This is a genomic window from Neobacillus niacini (assembly GCF_036961885.1).
Lineage (GTDB): Bacteria > Bacillota > Bacilli > Bacillales > Cytobacillaceae > Neobacillus > Neobacillus niacini_H.
Window position 1 is genome coordinate 67,927 of the sequence record NZ_JBALNQ010000023.1, and the last position, 16,352, is coordinate 84,278.

At 37.3% G+C, this 16,352-nt stretch carries 14 protein-coding genes; 10 read left to right on the forward strand and 4 right to left on the reverse strand.

All coding sequences use genetic code 11. The features are described 5' to 3' along the window. Nucleotides 1-14: 14 nt before the first annotated feature. Complete coding sequence (locus V7124_RS11080) at nt 15-1,421, reverse strand: PLP-dependent aminotransferase family protein (protein ID WP_335488968.1); 1,407 nt, start codon at nt 1,419-1,421, stop codon at nt 15-17. 108 nt (nt 1,422-1,529) lie between these two features. Between V7124_RS11080 and V7124_RS11085 the strand changes: the two genes are divergently transcribed. Next, nucleotides 1,530-1,982 (forward strand): GNAT family N-acetyltransferase, encoded by a 453-nt coding sequence (locus tag V7124_RS11085; protein ID WP_335412508.1) that lies wholly within the window; start codon nt 1,530-1,532, stop codon nt 1,980-1,982. 32 nt (nt 1,983-2,014) lie between these two features. Then, complete coding sequence (locus V7124_RS11090; protein ID WP_335489144.1) at nt 2,015-2,572, forward strand: cysteine hydrolase family protein; 558 nt, start codon at nt 2,015-2,017, stop codon at nt 2,570-2,572. Between the two features lie 382 nt (nt 2,573-2,954). Here the strand turns inward: V7124_RS11090 and V7124_RS11095 are convergent, their stop codons facing one another. After that, nucleotides 2,955-3,467 carry a DinB family protein gene (locus V7124_RS11095; RefSeq protein ID WP_335488970.1) on the reverse strand — a complete coding sequence of 171 codons (513 nt, stop codon included), beginning with the start codon at nt 3,465-3,467 and terminating at the stop codon, nt 2,955-2,957. Nucleotides 3,468-3,838: 371 nt separating this feature from the next. Here V7124_RS11095 and V7124_RS11100 point away from each other — a divergent pair, with 371 nt between their 5' ends. After that, nucleotides 3,839-5,245, forward strand: a complete 1,407-nt coding sequence (locus tag V7124_RS11100; protein WP_335412504.1) for an MFS transporter — start codon at nt 3,839-3,841, stop codon at nt 5,243-5,245. Between the two features lie 88 nt (nt 5,246-5,333). Here V7124_RS11100 and V7124_RS11105 read toward each other — a convergent pair whose 3' ends face one another. Further along, entirely contained in the window at nt 5,334-6,500 is a 1,167-nt protein-coding gene (locus tag V7124_RS11105) for an ROK family transcriptional regulator (protein WP_335412502.1), read from the reverse strand. A 252-nt stretch (nt 6,501-6,752) separates the two neighbouring features. Here V7124_RS11105 and uxaC point away from each other — a divergent pair, with 252 nt between their 5' ends. The 3 genes from uxaC (at nt 6,753) to V7124_RS11120 (ending at nt 10,340) form a co-directional block, all read left to right on the forward strand. Next, complete coding sequence (gene uxaC / locus V7124_RS11110) at nt 6,753-8,156, forward strand: glucuronate isomerase (protein WP_335412500.1); 1,404 nt, start codon at nt 6,753-6,755, stop codon at nt 8,154-8,156. Between the two features lie 237 nt (nt 8,157-8,393). Beyond that, the gene (gene gndA, locus V7124_RS11115; RefSeq protein WP_335412499.1) at nt 8,394-9,806 is read left to right on the forward strand and encodes an NADP-dependent phosphogluconate dehydrogenase; all 1,413 of its coding nucleotides are present in this window, start codon (nt 8,394-8,396) and stop codon (nt 9,804-9,806) included. 411 nt (nt 9,807-10,217) lie between these two features. After that, nucleotides 10,218-10,340, forward strand: coding sequence for a hypothetical protein (locus tag V7124_RS11120; RefSeq protein ID WP_335488972.1), 123 nt, complete (start codon nt 10,218-10,220; stop codon nt 10,338-10,340). Here V7124_RS11120 and V7124_RS11125 read toward each other — a convergent pair. Further along, complete coding sequence (locus V7124_RS11125) at nt 10,337-11,521, reverse strand: ROK family transcriptional regulator (protein ID WP_335412498.1); 1,185 nt, start codon at nt 11,519-11,521, stop codon at nt 10,337-10,339. The genes V7124_RS11120 and V7124_RS11125 overlap by 4 nt on opposite strands. 261 nt (nt 11,522-11,782) lie before the next feature. Here V7124_RS11125 and V7124_RS11130 point away from each other — a divergent pair, with 261 nt between their 5' ends. From V7124_RS11130 to V7124_RS11145, 4 genes are all read left to right on the forward strand, one after another. Next, nucleotides 11,783-13,051: a lactate racemase domain-containing protein gene (locus tag V7124_RS11130; protein ID WP_335488975.1), complete on the forward strand. Its 1,269-nt coding sequence runs from the start codon at nt 11,783-11,785 to the stop codon at nt 13,049-13,051. Nucleotides 13,052-13,069: 18 nt separating this feature from the next. Then, nucleotides 13,070-13,840, forward strand: a complete 771-nt coding sequence (locus tag V7124_RS11135) for an SDR family oxidoreductase (RefSeq protein WP_335412493.1) — start codon at nt 13,070-13,072, stop codon at nt 13,838-13,840. Between the two features lie 79 nt (nt 13,841-13,919). After that, the gene (gene larE, locus V7124_RS11140; RefSeq protein ID WP_335412492.1) at nt 13,920-14,720 is read left to right on the forward strand and encodes an ATP-dependent sacrificial sulfur transferase LarE; all 801 of its coding nucleotides are present in this window, start codon (nt 13,920-13,922) and stop codon (nt 14,718-14,720) included. 81 nt (nt 14,721-14,801) lie between these two features. After that, nucleotides 14,802-16,274, forward strand: coding sequence for a gluconokinase (locus V7124_RS11145; RefSeq protein ID WP_335488978.1), 1,473 nt, complete (start codon nt 14,802-14,804; stop codon nt 16,272-16,274). Nucleotides 16,275-16,352 lie beyond the last annotated feature (78 nt).

The window sequence follows — 16,352 nt, forward strand, 5'->3', positions numbered from 1 at the left end:
TCTGTTGTTTATAATTATTCAAACCAAGCTTTATTCAAAAGAATAATTCCTTCCGTTATTTGATGTTCTGTTAATCCACCAAATCCTAGTTGGATCAGAGGTTTATTAATATGCCGTAAATCATTAAAATATATCGATGTTGGATAAACCTTTACTTTATTTCTTAGTGCAGTTTGTACAAGCTCTTTCTCAGTCATTTTGTTGTTTACTTGTAATAAAATATGCAAGCCTGAATGACTGCCAACTATATTAACTTTGTCATCCATTATATTTATAATACTTGAAATAAGCGTTGCATGTTTTTTTTGATAAATTTTTCTCATTTTCCGTATATGTCTTTCCCAATGTCCTTCTTCCATAAACAACTGCATAGTTATTTGATGAATTTTTGATACAGTTTGCTCATAGGAGGCAAAGTTTCGTTTGAAAACCGACAACAAATATTTTGGTAAAACCATATAACTCATTCGTAAAGCAGGTAATAAAGCTTTAGAAAAAGTACCTAAATAAATAACCCTTCCATTTGGGTCTAATCCTTGTAAAGAAGGAATTGGCTTTCCAATGTATCTAAACTCTCCGTCATAATCATCTTCAATTATGAAACCGTTACGATGCTCTGCCCACTGTATTAATTCCATTCGTTTCGAATAAGGCATTATCATTCCACAAGGAAATTGATGAGAAGGTGTAACATATACCACATTTGCATCACTAATTTTTAAGTGCTCCATATTAATTCCTGTTTCATCCAACAAGATGGGGTGTAAGTTAAAACCTAAGTTTTTAAAAACCATTCTCGCACCATCATATGAAGGCTCTTCAATGGCAATGGATTGATTATTTACACCGATTATTTGGCAGAAAGTTGTTAGCAATTGCTGGATCCCAGATCCAACAAGGATCTGGCTTAGAGAACAATTTACACCTCTGGATTGATAGAGATATTGTGCTATTTCTCTCCTAAGTTCTAGCTCACCTTGAGGGTCTCCGTACAAAAAATTACTTTTGTTCTCAGGAAATAACACCTGGTTCGAAAGTTTTCTCCAAGTTGTATAAGGAAAATGTTCTAAATCAATTCTTCCCTGTCGGAAATCATATTCAAATGTTTCTTTGTGCTCATTTAAAACTTCATCAAATAATTTTGCCTGTGCTTTTTTGATTGGAATTATGTCCGTGTTATTTTCCACCACATATAAGCCACTTCTTGCTCGACTATCTACATATCCTTCAGCAATTAATTGTTGATAAGCTAATTCTATCGTGTTTTTACTTACATTTAAATACGATGAAAGTTGCCGGATTGATGGTAAACGAGTTCCAGCATCTAGAATCCCTTTTTGAATTTCTTCTTTTATGTGTTGGTAAAGTTGCATATACAAGGGCTCTTTTGATTGTCCATCAAATTTTAGAGTAAAATCCATTAATTTCATCTCCCATAACTGACCCCTTTAATTTTTATCAAACTGTCACTTTTATACTGGTCAATTCATTTATATAATTTTACCATAATTCAAAAAGGGAGAAACGATATGAATAATATTGAAATCAGAAAATCTCAAGAAGCGGATATTTCAAAACTAAAAGTTCTAATGGAACAATACATTGTGGATTTTTATAATCAACCTGAACCTGAAGAAAACAAGTTAAAGGGATTGATAAATTATTTACTTGAAAATCCTTCAAGTGGACTTCAGTTTGTGGCTGAAGAAGATGGGGAAATAATTGGATTTGCCACTTTGTATTTTACTTTTAGTACCCTAAAGGTAAAAAGACAGGCAATTTTAAATGATTTATTTGTGGTTCCAAATGCAAGAGGAAAAAAAGTAGGAGAAAAGCTATTTCAAACCAGTTTAGATTACATACGGAAAAATGATTTTATATCTATGACTTGGGAAACAGCAAAAGATAATTTTGTAGCCCAATCCCTTTATAAAAAAATGGGTGGAGAACTATCTGAATGGTTGTTTTATGAAATTAGATAAATAGGAAAACCAACTTAGGGGGAAATCATATGGTGGAAAAGAAAAAAGCTTTAATTATAGTTGATGTTCAAAAAGCTTTCGATGATGAAAAATGGGGAGAGCGAAATAATCTAAATGCAGAAGAAAACATTAGTAGAATACTACAACTATGGAGGGGTAAAGGATGGTCAGTAATACACATTCAACACACTTCCGATAATCCTAGTTCTGTATTTTATCCGAAGAATGAGGGGTTTGCTATAAAAGAAATAGTTGAACCTATTGATGAAGAAGTAATTATAACGAAGAAAGTAAATAGTAGCTTTATTGGTACAAATTTAGAAGAGTTTTTAAAAGTAAATGGAATAACAACAGTTGTAATAACTGGTTTGACTACACCTCATTGTGTATCAACAACTACAAGAATGAGTGGTAATTTAGGTTTCGCTACATACCTGATTTCAGATGCAACAGCAGCTTTCGGTATGAAGGACCAAAATGATACATTTTATGATGCAGCAACTATACATAATATATCTCTAGCTACATTGCACGATGAATTTGCTACAATACTGACAACAGAGCAATTAATAAACGAATTTATAAAATAAGCTTATTAAACTAACAGGTCCAAGAGTTAAAGATTAGTGCTGTCGTTGCGGCAGCTTTTTGTTATTGTGCGAACTGGTGCGTTTGTAAAATAAGATAATATGAAAAGGCTTAGGGTTGAAAATAACTCTAAGCCTTTTTTGTCTGTGATATATACTGTGATTTGTGTTGTGAAATTTTTGTTATTTGCCAGCGATTAGGTCTGTGGTTTAACGTCTTGCACCTCGCAAGTAAACCCGTTCCACCTCGTAAGGGCTGAGCTTTTTTTGGTGGCGTACCTGCTAAACCTCTTTAGAATTTGTCCGCCTGGGGTGGACGGTGACCACGAGCGGTGAACACCTTTTAGGTGTCACCTTGGTGACAGGCACCAACATTAACTTCAACTCATAAATATCTATCCTCAACTATTTTGCAGTGGTGAATTTGGTGGCCTGCGACGATATAGGCGATGGCTCTTGTGGTGATTTCCAAACCATTTGCGTTTCCTTTGTTTGCCCATGCTGAGGCAGGGAGATTCCGGATTAGGGAGATGGTGGCGTTTCGTACTGCCTTAAAGTCTTCAAGGATAGCTTCCATCGATAGGTTGTTTGTTTGTGCACCCTGAACATAATCATTCTCGTTAAATCCTGCCAAAGGGGTTTGATCGCCACGGCCAACCCGCAGTAGCCGATAGCACATGATTCTTTCTGTATCGGTAATATGTCCAAGAAGCTCTTTTACACTCCATTTTCCCGGAGCATAACGATAGTAAGCTTTCTCCTCGGAAATACCTTCAAAAAGATTTACAACCTCCTGAAGGTTCTCCTGTAAAATCTGTAACAAATCTCCTTGTGGCACTAGGTTGATATAAGGAAGATAATATTCTGGGTATTCATTTTCTACAGGCCGCTTAAGCATTCATTCTCTCTCCTCTCAAAAATAAGTTGGAAACATTTTCTTTTCTAAATTTATCCTATCACATTAATTAAGCTGTTAAAATGATTAACCAGTAGAAGCGGATTGTTTAAAGATGGAAGATTCATAAAATGGTAAAAAAAAATTTAATAACGCTTACAAAATAGTGTTGACGAAAAATGTCGAGGGTGATATTCTATCAATACCAGTTAATTTGTTAGTTCATTAAACTAATTAATTGGTGAATAAATCCAATCTTGAGATAAAAAAATGTTTATAAAGTAACTAGCTTCACAAAATAGCTTCAAAATTTTTGTAATTATTTAAAGGGCTTACATTTACTAACTTAGAACGATTTTATGGGAGGGTTAACAATGGTACAAGCATTACAAAAGAAAGTAGAGTCCCCACAGACAGGGGGAAAAGAAGTTCGTCCATTTGGGATGAAAGATAAGTTGGGTTATATGTTTGGTGATTTTGGAAACGATTTCTTCTTTATTCTAGTAGCAGCGTTCCTGATGGTATTCTATACAGATATTTTCGGTATCAACCCAGCTCAAGTAGGTCTATTATTTATGATTGCACGTCTTTGGGATGCTTTTGCTGATGTAACGTGGGGCCGTTTTATCGATACTAGAAAGGCTACACCTCAAGGAAAGTTTAGACCATGGATATTTAGGATGTCTTTCCCACTCGTTATCTCTGGTATCTTGATGTTCGTGACAATACCTGGCATGTCTGATGGATTTTACCTTGCTTATGCATATATAACCTATATTATCTGGGGAACATTATACTCTACTGTTAATATTCCTTATGGCTCAATGGCTTCTGTTATCACAGCTGATCCAGTTCACCGTACTGCATTATCAAGCTGGAGAACATTAGGTATGAACCTAGCAGGCTTAATTATAAACGTAGTTGGACCAATGATTTTGTTTGTTAACAATAGACCTGATGCGAATCGCTTCCTAATCGCGGCATTACTTTTTGGCGGCCTAGCAATCGTTTGTTACATGGCTTGCTATAAATTATCTGTTGAACGTATTACTATGGATGAAACAAATAAACAAAAAGTGAACATAGGCACAACAATGAAGGGTCTTGTTAAAAACAAACCGTTAATGGTGTTCCTTGTAGCTGCTTTAACATTCATGGTTGTCTTTATGTTAATTGGTACTGTAAACGTATACCTATTTAAGGATTATTTCGGAAATGCGAAAGCGTTAAGTATGGTTGGTCTTCTTCAATCAGTAGCGGTTTTTGTGGCAATGCCATTTATCCAGCCATTAGTTAAGAAATTCGGTAAAAAAGAAGTGGCATCAGGCGGCTTATTATTAGCGACTGTTGTATACACTGCTCTATATTTCCTTCCAAATTTATCAGCAATGCAATTTATCAGTATTTTAACAGTTGCTATGATTGGTTATGGGATTTTCAACCTTGTTGTTTGGGCATTTGTTACAGATGTTATTGATTACCATGAGTATTTAACTGGTCTACGTGAAGATGGTACCGTTTACTCCATCTATTCAATGGCTCGTAAAATCGGTCAAGCAGTTGCTGGTGGTGTTGGTGGTGCTGTTATCGCAGCAGTAGGTTACACTGCGGGTGCTGAAGCACAAACTGCGGAAACTTTACAAGGAATTCATACACTTGGTACGCTAGTACCTGCACTTACACTTGGTGCAGTATTCTTAATCCTTGTATTCTTTTATCCATTAAACAAAAAGCGTACAGAACAACTTGCTATTGATTTAGCAGAAAAAAGAAAAGCCTAATATAGTAAAAAGGTTGTTAAGCTCCGGCTTAACAACCTTTTTTATGCGAAATAACAAGTTTCGTGATAATAAGAAGTCGATTTCAATATTATTGATTCTCTAAAGATAAATTTAACATCGAAACATTTAAGAAATGTTTAATAGCAAGTGCACAAGCACCTAGGATGGATGACTTTTTTCCAAGAGAAGAGAGTGATAGTTCCCGATAATGACTAATCGAGGAGTTAAGGTTCCCTTTAATTTTATCAAGCGCTCCTGGATACATATGGAGCAGCTTACTATCCAGAACAAGCACATCAGGGTTGTACATATTAATCATATTGTTTAACCCAATGGCTAAATAGTAGATAAATTGTTCCATTAGTTGATGGACCTCTTCATCGCCTTCATCCAACCACGATTGGATATGTTCATATGTAAGGTTTTTAATTTGCCTTTTTTCAGACAAATAAAGAAAAATACTAGATTCAGAAGAGTATTTTTCCCAACAGCCTTTGTTTCCACAACTACATGGCTTCCCCTCAGGAACAACAATCATATGTCCAATCTCTCCAGCATAACCACTATGCCCACGGAAAAAATCATTTTTCATCATCATACCCAAACCGATACCAGAATAAAGGGTGGCACATAATAAATTATCTGTCTCATGATAGGAAAATACTCTCTCTGCAAAGGAGCTTAAATTTGCATTATTTTCTATATATATATCTAAATCAATTTCACTTTCAAGATCATTTTTCAAATTAATATCCGTCCAGCCTAAACGTGGAACAAAGTGGACCACTTCATCCTTGGAAACAAGGCCGTGGATAGCAATTACCACTCCGACAATTCCATATTTGGTATCCGTGTATTCTGCTTGGAATTTTTGGATTTGTGCTATTAATATTGGGAGAATCTCCGAATATTCTGTGGTGTTGATTTCAATCGTGCAGCTCGTTATTGGACATCCAAAAAGATTTGAAAGTGTAAATGATATATGACCATAATCGAGGTCAATTCCTAATGCATATCCCGCATTTTTATTTAAAGAAAGCATAATTGGTTTTCTGCCAACTGTATAGTGCTCCAGCTGTGTCTCAACAATCAACTCTTCTTCCAAGAGGACGGCTGCTTGTGCGGATACTGTTGCTCTTGTCAATTCAGTTACTTTTGATATGTCTGCTCTGGAAATCATCCCAGCCTTGACAATTTCTCTTAATATGATGGCACGATTAATACTTTTTATATATGACGCGTCACCGGTAATCATAGATAATCCCCCATTCAGAAACAATGCTCTATGTATAATTCCATTTTCATTATATCAGGTTATAAAAGCATGTTCGTATTTGTTTTATTTTTTTCATAAACTGATAATTGACGTAACATATTAAACATGATAAATTTAGTATGTTATTTAATTTGTTTAGTAAACAAATTAAAAGTATGCAGCTATTCCTTTTGTGTGTTTTGATAATTGAAAGGGTTTACAGAAACATTATATCATTTAGGAGGGTATAGAATGAAAACATTTTTAGATGATCAATTTTTATTAAATTCAGACACAGCAGTTCATCTTTACAATCATGCCATTAAAGGACTACCCATTTTTGATTTCCATTGTCACCTCAATCCACAAGAGGTTTGGGAGAACAAGTCGTATAAGAGTATTACAGAAATCTGGCTAGGCGGGGACCATTACAAATGGCGTACGATGAGAATGCATGGTATCGGTGAGCGCTTCATTACTGGAGATGCATCTGATTGGGAAAAATTCTCTGCTTGGGCAGAAACAGTTCCCCATCTAATTGGAAATCCGCTTTACCATTGGACACATCTAGAACTAAAAATGTATTTTGGGATTGATAAAATCCTTAGCCCTGAAACTGCCCGTGAAATCTTTGATGAATGTAATGAGAAGCTGCAAAAACCTGAATACAGATCAAGGGCATTTATTGAAAAATCAAACGTCAAGTTTATTGGAACGACAGATGATCCTATTTCTACTTTAGAGTTCCATCAATTACTGAAAAACGACGAATCATTCCAAACCATCATTGCGCCAACCTTCCGTCCGGATGGAGCGTTATTCATTGAACGTCCTGGATATCGGGACTGGACTGAAAAACTTGAACAAGTTTCTGGAGTTAAGACAGATTCTTTTGATGGATACTTAGCAGCTCTTAAGCAGCGAGTAGATTTCTTCCATGAAAATGGCGGACGTGCTTCGGATCATGATATTCCAAAAATTGAGTACGTTGAAACCTCAAAAGAAGAAATAGCAGCGTTATACGCGAAACGTTTAAGTGGAGAAGAACTTACCAATGAGGAAGTATCTGCATATAAATGGTTCTTATTAACTGAGCTTGGAAAGATGTATGCAGAAAAACAATGGGTCATGCAGCTTCATATGGGAGCTCTTCGCAGCACAAATACCAAAATGAAAAACTTGCTTGGTCCGGACACTGGCTTTGACTCAGTTGGTGAATCCAATTTTGCCGAAGGGATAGCACGGTTCCTAGATGGTTTAGATCAACAAGATGCATTGCCAAGAACGGTTTTGTTTAACCTAAATCAAAAAGATAATGTTGTGCTAGCTGGAATGATGGCAAACTTCTATGAAGAAGGAGTGCCTGGAAAAGTCCAATTAGGTTCCGGCTGGTGGTTCCTTGACCATATTGATGGCATGGAGCGACAAATGAAGGATTTTGCGAATGTAGGAGTATTAAGCCACTTTATTGGTATGCTGACTGATTCAAGAAGCTTCTTATCTTATGCACGTCATGATTATTTCCGTCGTATCCTTTGCAACCTTATCGGGGATTGGGTTGAAAAGGGTCTAGCACCTAATGATATGGCATTTATGGAACAGATGGTAAGAAATATTGGTTATTATAATGCAGAAAACTACTTTTTACAGAGATAAAAGTTATAAAAAGGGGGAGCTTTCAAAGGCTCCAATCCTTTTTACATAAAGAAATACATGGTTGAATTTTTTAAAAAAGAGCAAGATAACATAGAAGTAACTTAAAAAGTAGAGGTACGTAACAGGTTAAATGTTAGACTTCGATTGAATTTTGTGGTTATGTTAAAGGGCTGGTTCAAATATGACATTAACTACAAGGGCTAACGTTCTTGTTAAAATAATAAAGGAGAGAATATGATGACGAAACAACAAATTGGTGTAGTTGGTTTAGCAGTAATGGGAAAAAACTTAGCGTTAAATATCGAGAGCAGAGGTTATTCTGTTGCAGTTTTCAATCGTTCATATGAAAAAACCGAGGAATTTTTAAAGAACGAAGCAGAGGGTAAAAACTTTGTTGGAGCTAAAACTGTAGAAGAATTCGTTAATTCTTTAGAGAAGCCTCGCAAAATTTTATTAATGGTTAAAGCTGGTGGTGCAACAGATGCAACTATCGACTCCTTAAAACCATACCTTGAAGAAGGCGATATCCTTATCGACGGCGGAAATACTTTCTTCCAAGATACAATTAGACGTAACAAAGAATTAGAAACTGCAGGATTCCACTTCATTGGTACAGGCGTTTCAGGTGGAGAGGAAGGCGCATTAAAAGGTCCTTCAATCATGCCAGGCGGTAAAGAAGAAGCTTATAATCTTGTTAAACCAATCTTAGAAGCGATTTCTGCAAAAGTGGAGGGCGATGCTTGCTGTACATACATTGGTCCAAACGGTGCAGGTCACTATGTAAAAATGGTTCATAACGGAATTGAATACGGTGATATGCAATTAATTTGTGAAGCTTATTTTATTCTAAAGAACGTTCTTGGTTTGAATGCGCAGGAACTTCATGAGGTTTTTGCTGAATGGAATAAAGGCGAACTAGACAGCTATTTAATTGAAATTACAGCTGATATCTTTACAAAAGTGGATGAAGAAACAGGTAAACCAATGGTTGACCTAATCCTCGATACTGCTGGACAAAAGGGAACAGGAAAATGGACAAGCCAAAATGCACTAGACTTAGGTGTTCCACTTCCAATTATCACAGAATCCGTATTTGCCCGTTTTATTTCTGCATTGAAGGATGAGCGCGTTAAGGCTAGCAAGATTCTTAATGGACCTGAAGTTAAGGCATTTGATGGCAACAAAGAAGAACTAATTGAAGCTGTTCGTAAAGCTTTATATATGAGCAAACTTGTTTCTTATGCACAAGGCTTTGCACAAATGCGTGCAGCGTCAGAGGAATACGATTGGAATCTTCGTTACGGAGACATTGCGATGATTTTCCGCGGCGGCTGTATCATTCGTGCTCAATTCCTACAAAAAATTAAGGATGCTTATGATCGTGATCCAGAACTAAAAAATCTTTTATTAGACCCTTACTTTAAGGAAATTGTTGAAGGTTATCAGCAGCCATTACGTCAAGTTCTTGCGGTTGCGATTGAGCGCGGGATTCCTGTACCATCGTTTGCAAGTGCAATTGCATACTATGACAGCTACCGGACTGAAACCCTTCCAGCTAACCTTTTACAGGCGCAACGTGACTACTTTGGAGCTCACACGTACCAAAGAATTGATAAAGAAGGTATTTTCCATACAAACTGGATGGAATAAAATAATGGGGACCCTGGCATTCATTTGCTGGGGTTTTCTTTTTGAACGTAGAGGCTAGAGTGGTAAAAATAAAGTTGTATTGTTGTTCTAAGAGATGTTATAACACTATTTTTCCTAAAGTGCCGAATTGATTCGGACAAGAATGCCTGTGGAAACACTAAAACTGTCCGAATGCCGAATTGATTCCGAATACCCCACTAATATGATACGAGATAAAAAAAGAACATAAAAAAACCAATTCACTTTTTATCTTTGTGAATTGGTTCTTATTGGTTCAGCTAGATCGAATGGGATGTACTCTCCATTTTTTTCAATACTTTTAATGATTTTTTCTAGAAGCTTTTTCATTATTATTCCTCCTATTAGTTGATACCTTTATTATCCAGTATAGGAGGATTTTTTACAAAGTGGGTGAAAACGGAAACAACTTGGATGAAAACGAAAACAACTTGGATGAAAGCGGTTGTCACTGCCTTTTTCTTAGTATTTCACCGTTTTTCTCGGTTTTTTGCTGATTTTCACATTAAAACTTAATTTACCGCATTACTTTGTGAGGCGGGAACCGATAATCGTAGTTCAGAAATATTTAGAAAGTTTTTGATCGCAACTGCACAAGCCCCCATGCTGCACGCCTTCTTCCCAAAATCAGAAATGAGAAGTTCGCTATAATGGCCGACTGTAGAGGATATATGTGCTTTTATATCTTTCAGTGCATTCGGGTATAATTGAAGTAATTCACTATTCAATACTAATATTTCAGGATTGTAGAGGTTAATAATGTTATTCAGTCCAATAGAAAGGTGTTTAATATAGTGTGCCATGTGCATACAAGTCGTTGGATCGGCCTCGATCAACCACTTTGATATATCGTTGTACGTAAGTACTGCGTTATTTTTTACCGCTGATAAATGGGTGACAAAACTATATTCTGAAGCATATTGCTCCCAGCACCCTAAATTACCACAGCTGCATGGTTTGCCATCAGGGACGACAATCATATGTCCAATTTCTCCTGCATAACCATGGTATCCCTTTAGCAGATTGCCTTTTACCATAATCCCTAGACCAATACCAGAATACAAGCTAACAGAAAGCAGGTTCTCACTTTGATGGTGTTTATAGACACGTTCAGCAAACGAACATAAATTTGCATTATTTTCTACGTAGATACTAACACCGGTAACATTTTGTAAGTCCTCTTTTAAATTTTTATTATGCCACTTATGGTAGGGAACAAAATAGATCATTTCATCGTTATTTACAATTCCATGAATGCCCACAACAGCTCCAATAAGCCCGTAATGAGTGTTAGATGAAAGTTCTTGATATTTTCCTATTTCTCTACTTAATATTTCTGTGATAGCGGTGTAGTCGGAAGTTTGAATTTCGATACTATCGACGCTAACTGGATGTCCATTTAGATCAGATAAGGTAAAGGTTATCGTATACTTGTCGAGGTCAATTCCTAATGCAAAACCTGCCTGATGGTTAAGAGAGAGCATGATGGGCCTTCTCCCAAGATTTTTATGCTCTTGCTTTGATTCAATAATTAATTCTTCCGCTAATAATTCAGCTGCCTGTACAGAAATAGTTGCTTTATTTAATCCTGTAATTTTGGCTAAATCAGCACGAGAAATCATGCCATGTTCAATAATCTTACTAATGATCAATGATCTATTTATCTTTTTTATAAAGGAAGCATCTCCTGTAAGCATAGCGAACCTCCAAGATATTTTTTAAAAAATTGGTTTGAAACGGTTAATAATGTTTGACGGAAATCTTATCATAATGATATTATACAGTTAATTAGTTTGTTTGGTAAACAAATTAAAATAGTTTCCAATAAGTTTCATTACATAAGGAATTTTGAAAGGGATTACAAGGGAATAATATTTGAAGAACTAGACTTGTTTCCATACATGGAATAAACTACCTTGTGTAATACTTAAAAGTATAAAAAGAAGTGAGGTAATGTAATGGGCATTCTTCAAGACTTATTAAAAGATATTCCAGTACCAAAGATGGCAAAGGTGAAGGTAAAGTTCGATAATACGAAGATTGAAGATTTAGAACCAGCTTTGTTAGCAAAGTTACAGCAAGAACATATTAAATCAACAGTCAAACCTGGAATGGAAATTGCCGTTGCAGTGGGAAGCCGGGGCCTTGACCGTCTTGTTGAATTAACCGCTGTAACAGTTAAGTTCTTAAAGGATCTTGGAGCTAAACCGTTCATTGTACCGAGTATGGGAAGTCATGGCGGCGCAACTGCGGAAGGGCAACGAGAAGTTCTGGCTCATCTTGGGGTGACAGAAGAAAGTGCCGGCTGTGAGATCCGCTCGTCGATGGAAGTGGTAAAACTCGGGGAATTACCAAACGGTCTGCCTGTTTATGTCGATAAGTATGCTTCAGAAGCAGATGGTATTGTTGTGATTAATCGTGTGAAGCCACATACTGCATTCCGCGGGCCAGTAGAAAGCGGCATTATGAAAATGATTAGTATTGGATTAGGTAAGCAACGTGGAGCAGAGGCCTGTCATCAGCTGGGCTTTAAATATATGGCAGAGAATGTTCCTGCAATGGCTAAAATGATTATGGAGAAAAAACCATTGCTATTTGGAGTGGCAACAATCGAGAATGCATTTGATAAAATCGCAGGTGTCGATGTTCTTTCACCAGCGGAGATTATTGAAAAAGAAGCTGATTTGCAGACAAAAGCGAAAGAACTTTTACCAAAGTTATATTTTGAGCAACTAGAAGTGCTAGTCATTGATCAGATTGGTAAAAATATCTCAGGCGATGGAATGGATCCAAATATCACTGGGCGCTATCCTACTCCATATGCACATGGCGGTCCTGATGTTAACAAGATGGTTGTTCTGGGTCTAACGCCACAAACAGAGGGGAATGCCAATGGCGTTGGAACGGCTGATTTTACAACCAAGCGGTTAGTGGACAGGATGGACCTGGAAGTAACTTATGCTAATGGCTTAACTTCAACGGTCGTAGCCCCAACAAAAATCGCTACCACATTACCGAATGATCGTGAAGCCATCCAAGCGGCGGTTAAAACAAGTAATATTTTAGACTTCAATAAAGTAAAATTGGTCCGGATTAAAAATACGTTAGAGTTAAGTGAAATTGAAGTATCAGAGGCCTTAGTTGAATATGTGAAGCAACATCCGCATATGGAACTAATTTCTGACCTTTACGATTTGCCATTTGATGAGAACGGAAACTTATATTAAAACTAGGGAGAGTTGAACATGACAAATTTATTCGATTTAGCAGGAAAAACAGCAGTTGCAGTTGGAGGAAACGGAGTATTAGGATCAGCGATGGCAAAAGGCTTGGCTGCACACGGTGCCAAGGTAGCAATTGTGGGTCGTAATTTAGAAACAGCTGAAGCAGTCGTCAAGGAAATTAAAGACAATGGCGGAGAAGCAAAGGCGTTTCAAGCAGATGTTAGTTCAAAGGATTCTTTGATTCAAGCTGCTAATGAAATTGAACAATGGTCTGGCGGCTGGGATATTCTTTTAAATGCTCCAGGTACCAACAGTGCCACACCATTTTTTGACCTAGGCATGGATGAATACGATAAAATCATGGATATTAACCTAAAGGGCATCATTTTAACTTGTCAGATTTTTGCAAAGAAAATGATTGAACAGGATCGAAAAGGCAGTATCATTAATATTTCGTCTGTATCATCCACTACACCACTTTCAAGAGTATTTACTTACTCCGTATCAAAAGCAGGGCTTAACAGTGTAACACAATTTTTAGCGCGGGAATTTGCTCCTAACGGAATTCGTGTAAATGCAATTATCCCTGGATTCTTCCCTGCAGAACAAAATCGTAAAATTTTAGATAAAGAACGTATTGAATCCATTATGAGACATACGCCAATGAACCGCTTTGGGGAAGCGGAGGAGCTTCAAGGAGCTACTGTTTGGCTCGCTTCTGATAAAGCTTCTAGCTTTGTAACTGGCTCCCTTATTCGCGTAGATGGCGGATTTGGCAGCATGACAATTTAATTCTTGGACATATGAAAGTTGTCCATATAATATGTTAAATAGTAAATATAGATAGAAATGTTGTAAGGGAGATGAGACAATGCTTACAGACAAATATAATCAATTACAGTCTATTCTCCGTGAAATGGAATCAGTCGTTGTAGCATTCTCTGGTGGCGTTGATAGTACGTTTTTATTAAAGGCTGCCGTTGACACATTAGGTGCTGAACGAGTCATTGCAGTCACAGCGGATTCGGAAACCTATCCATCTAGTGAGCTTGAAGAAGCAAGGGTACTTGCTGAAAAAATTGGCGTTAAGCACCAAGTAATCGAAACATCCGAATTAGCGATTCCTGGTTATGCCGAGAATAACAAAAACCGTTGTTACTTTTGTAAAAGCAGTTTATTCGATCATTTAATCCCGGTATTGGAAGAAAAGGGATTCCAAAATGTCGTTTATGGTGTCATTGCTGATGATATGAATGAACATCGGCCAGGGATGCAAGCGGCGAAGGAAAAGGGAATTCGCGGTCCTCTGTTAGAGGCGAATTTATTTAAGCAGGAAATTAGAGAGCTTTCCCAGCAGTTTGATTTGCCAACATGGGATAAACCCTCATTTGCCTGTTTATCTTCCAGGATTGCCTATGGTGAGTACATCACGAAAGAAAAGTTAACCAAGGTTGAAAGAGCTGAAAGCTTTTTAAAAAGTCTTCATATTCGTCAAGTACGTGTTCGTACTCATGATGAAATTGCTAGGATTGAGGTTGAACCTAACGATATGAAGATCGTTTTAGAAAATCATGATTCGATTGTTCGTGAGCTTCAAGAATATGGATACAAATATATTACCTTAGATTTACTTGGGTACCAGAGCGGCAGTATGAATAAGGTATTAACGTAACAAATTAAAAAAGGGGGCTTTGGAAATTTCCAAAGCCTTTTCTATAGATAACAACATTGATCGTTGAAAAGGAAGATGAGTATGTCAAGAGAGTTTGTAATGGGACTAGATATCGGGACTACTAGTGTGAAAGCGTGCGTTTTTGACATAAATGGAAAATTAATTTCTGATGTTGAGAAAATGAATAGCTTCCACTATCCCGAACAAGGCTGGTCTGAACAAGATCCAATTGAAATAGAACGTTCTGCCGTTGAGGCAATTAAGGAAGCTGTTAAAAAGGCTTCTATTGGTAAGGATGAGTTAATCACGCTAGGGTTTTCAGCTGCTATGCATTCACTTATATGTGTGAATGAGGAAGGCAGTCCGATTTCCCCTGCACTCATATGGGCGGATGGAAGAAGCTATGCCCAGGCAGAGGCTGTGAAAAAAACAATCGGCAGCAGCATTTATTCTAAAACAGGAACACCTATACATCCGATGACTCCATTTAGTAAATTGTTGTGGATGAAAGAGACAAGCTATAAGCCCTATGAAGAAGCTGTTTATTTCATGTCAATCAAGGAATATTTGATCCTGTCCTGGTTTGGTGAAAGAGTAATTGAATATTCTATGGCTTCTGCTACAGGCTTATTTAACCCTGCTACACTTGATTGGGAACCAGAGGTATTGGAGTTAGCGGGGATTTCAAGAGAACAGCTTTCTGAAATTGTTCCCCCTACAAAAGTGCTATCAGGTCTAAAAAAAGAAGTTGCTGACGAAATGGGAATTAATCAAGAAATGCCGTTTGTAATGGGTGCCGCGGACGGTCAGTTAGCAAACCTAGGAATAGGGGCCATTCTTCCTGGAGAAGTTGCAGTATCTGTTGGTACAAGCGGAGCGATCAGGCAATTTAATAAAGGGGTAAAAATTGATGAAAGTCAAGAAACATTTTGTTACTCCTTTACAGCGGATACTACGATTGTAGGCGGGCCGACAAACAATGGCGGTATCGTCTTACAATGGTTGAAGGATCTGCTAAATGATGAAAGAAGTTTTACAGAATTCCTGGCTGATGCAGAGAAGGTCGCTCCAGGGGCTGACGGAATTCTATTTCTTCCATACTTAAATGGCGAGAGAGCACCTGTTTGGAATCAGCAGGCCAAGGGCAATTTCTATGGAGTTACAATTACTCATAAAAAGGAACATTTCATTCGAGCAGTCTTAGAAGGTGTCACGCTAAATCTCTATCAAATCGGTAAGGCACTGGAAAGGTTAGCGGGTGAGCCGAAAAAAATCTATGTGAATGGTGGATTGGCTAGATCTCCGCTTTGGCTGCAAATGATGGCAGATATCTTTGAAGCAGAAATTTATGTGTCTGAAAGCCATCATAGTGCCGCTTGGGGCGCTGCATGGACAGCTTTAGTCGGGATTGGTAAAGTGGATTCATTTGAAGAAATCAAGAGGAATATTCCAATGGGAAATCCAGTATTACCGAATAAAGAAAACAGCAAAGTATATCAAGCTATTTATGAAAACTACGAAAAACTTGCTAAGAATATGGTACAGTTTTTTTAAGGCGGATTGGCAAGTAGAGGGGTCATGAAGCCCAAAACTGCGGTGGAGAAGTAAAAATAGTCCTCATGAGGGGTTCAT

Excerpts from the sequence above, each read along its gene's own strand:
- V7124_RS11085 (WP_335412508.1), top strand. The coding sequence starts at position 1,530 with ATGAATAATATTGAAATCAGAAAATCTCAAGAAGCGGATATTTCAAAA.
- V7124_RS11145 (WP_335488978.1), top strand. The coding sequence starts at position 14,802 with ATGTCAAGAGAGTTTGTAATGGGACTAGATATCGGGACTACTAGTGTG.
- V7124_RS11100 (WP_335412504.1), top strand. The coding sequence starts at position 3,839 with ATGGTACAAGCATTACAAAAGAAAGTAGAGTCCCCACAGACAGGGGGA.
- V7124_RS11080 (WP_335488968.1), bottom strand. The coding sequence starts at position 1,421 with ATGGATTTTACTCTAAAATTTGATGGACAATCAAAAGAGCCCTTGTAT.
- uxaC (WP_335412500.1), top strand. The coding sequence starts at position 6,753 with ATGAAAACATTTTTAGATGATCAATTTTTATTAAATTCAGACACAGCA.
- larE (WP_335412492.1), top strand. The coding sequence starts at position 13,920 with ATGCTTACAGACAAATATAATCAATTACAGTCTATTCTCCGTGAAATG.
- V7124_RS11095 (WP_335488970.1), bottom strand. The coding sequence starts at position 3,467 with ATGCTTAAGCGGCCTGTAGAAAATGAATACCCAGAATATTATCTTCCT.
- gndA (WP_335412499.1), top strand. The coding sequence starts at position 8,394 with ATGACGAAACAACAAATTGGTGTAGTTGGTTTAGCAGTAATGGGAAAA.
- V7124_RS11130 (WP_335488975.1), top strand. The coding sequence starts at position 11,783 with ATGGGCATTCTTCAAGACTTATTAAAAGATATTCCAGTACCAAAGATG.
- V7124_RS11125 (WP_335412498.1), bottom strand. The coding sequence starts at position 11,521 with ATGCTTACAGGAGATGCTTCCTTTATAAAAAAGATAAATAGATCATTG.
- V7124_RS11135 (WP_335412493.1), top strand. The coding sequence starts at position 13,070 with ATGACAAATTTATTCGATTTAGCAGGAAAAACAGCAGTTGCAGTTGGA.
- V7124_RS11105 (WP_335412502.1), bottom strand. The coding sequence starts at position 6,500 with ATGATTACCGGTGACGCGTCATATATAAAAAGTATTAATCGTGCCATC.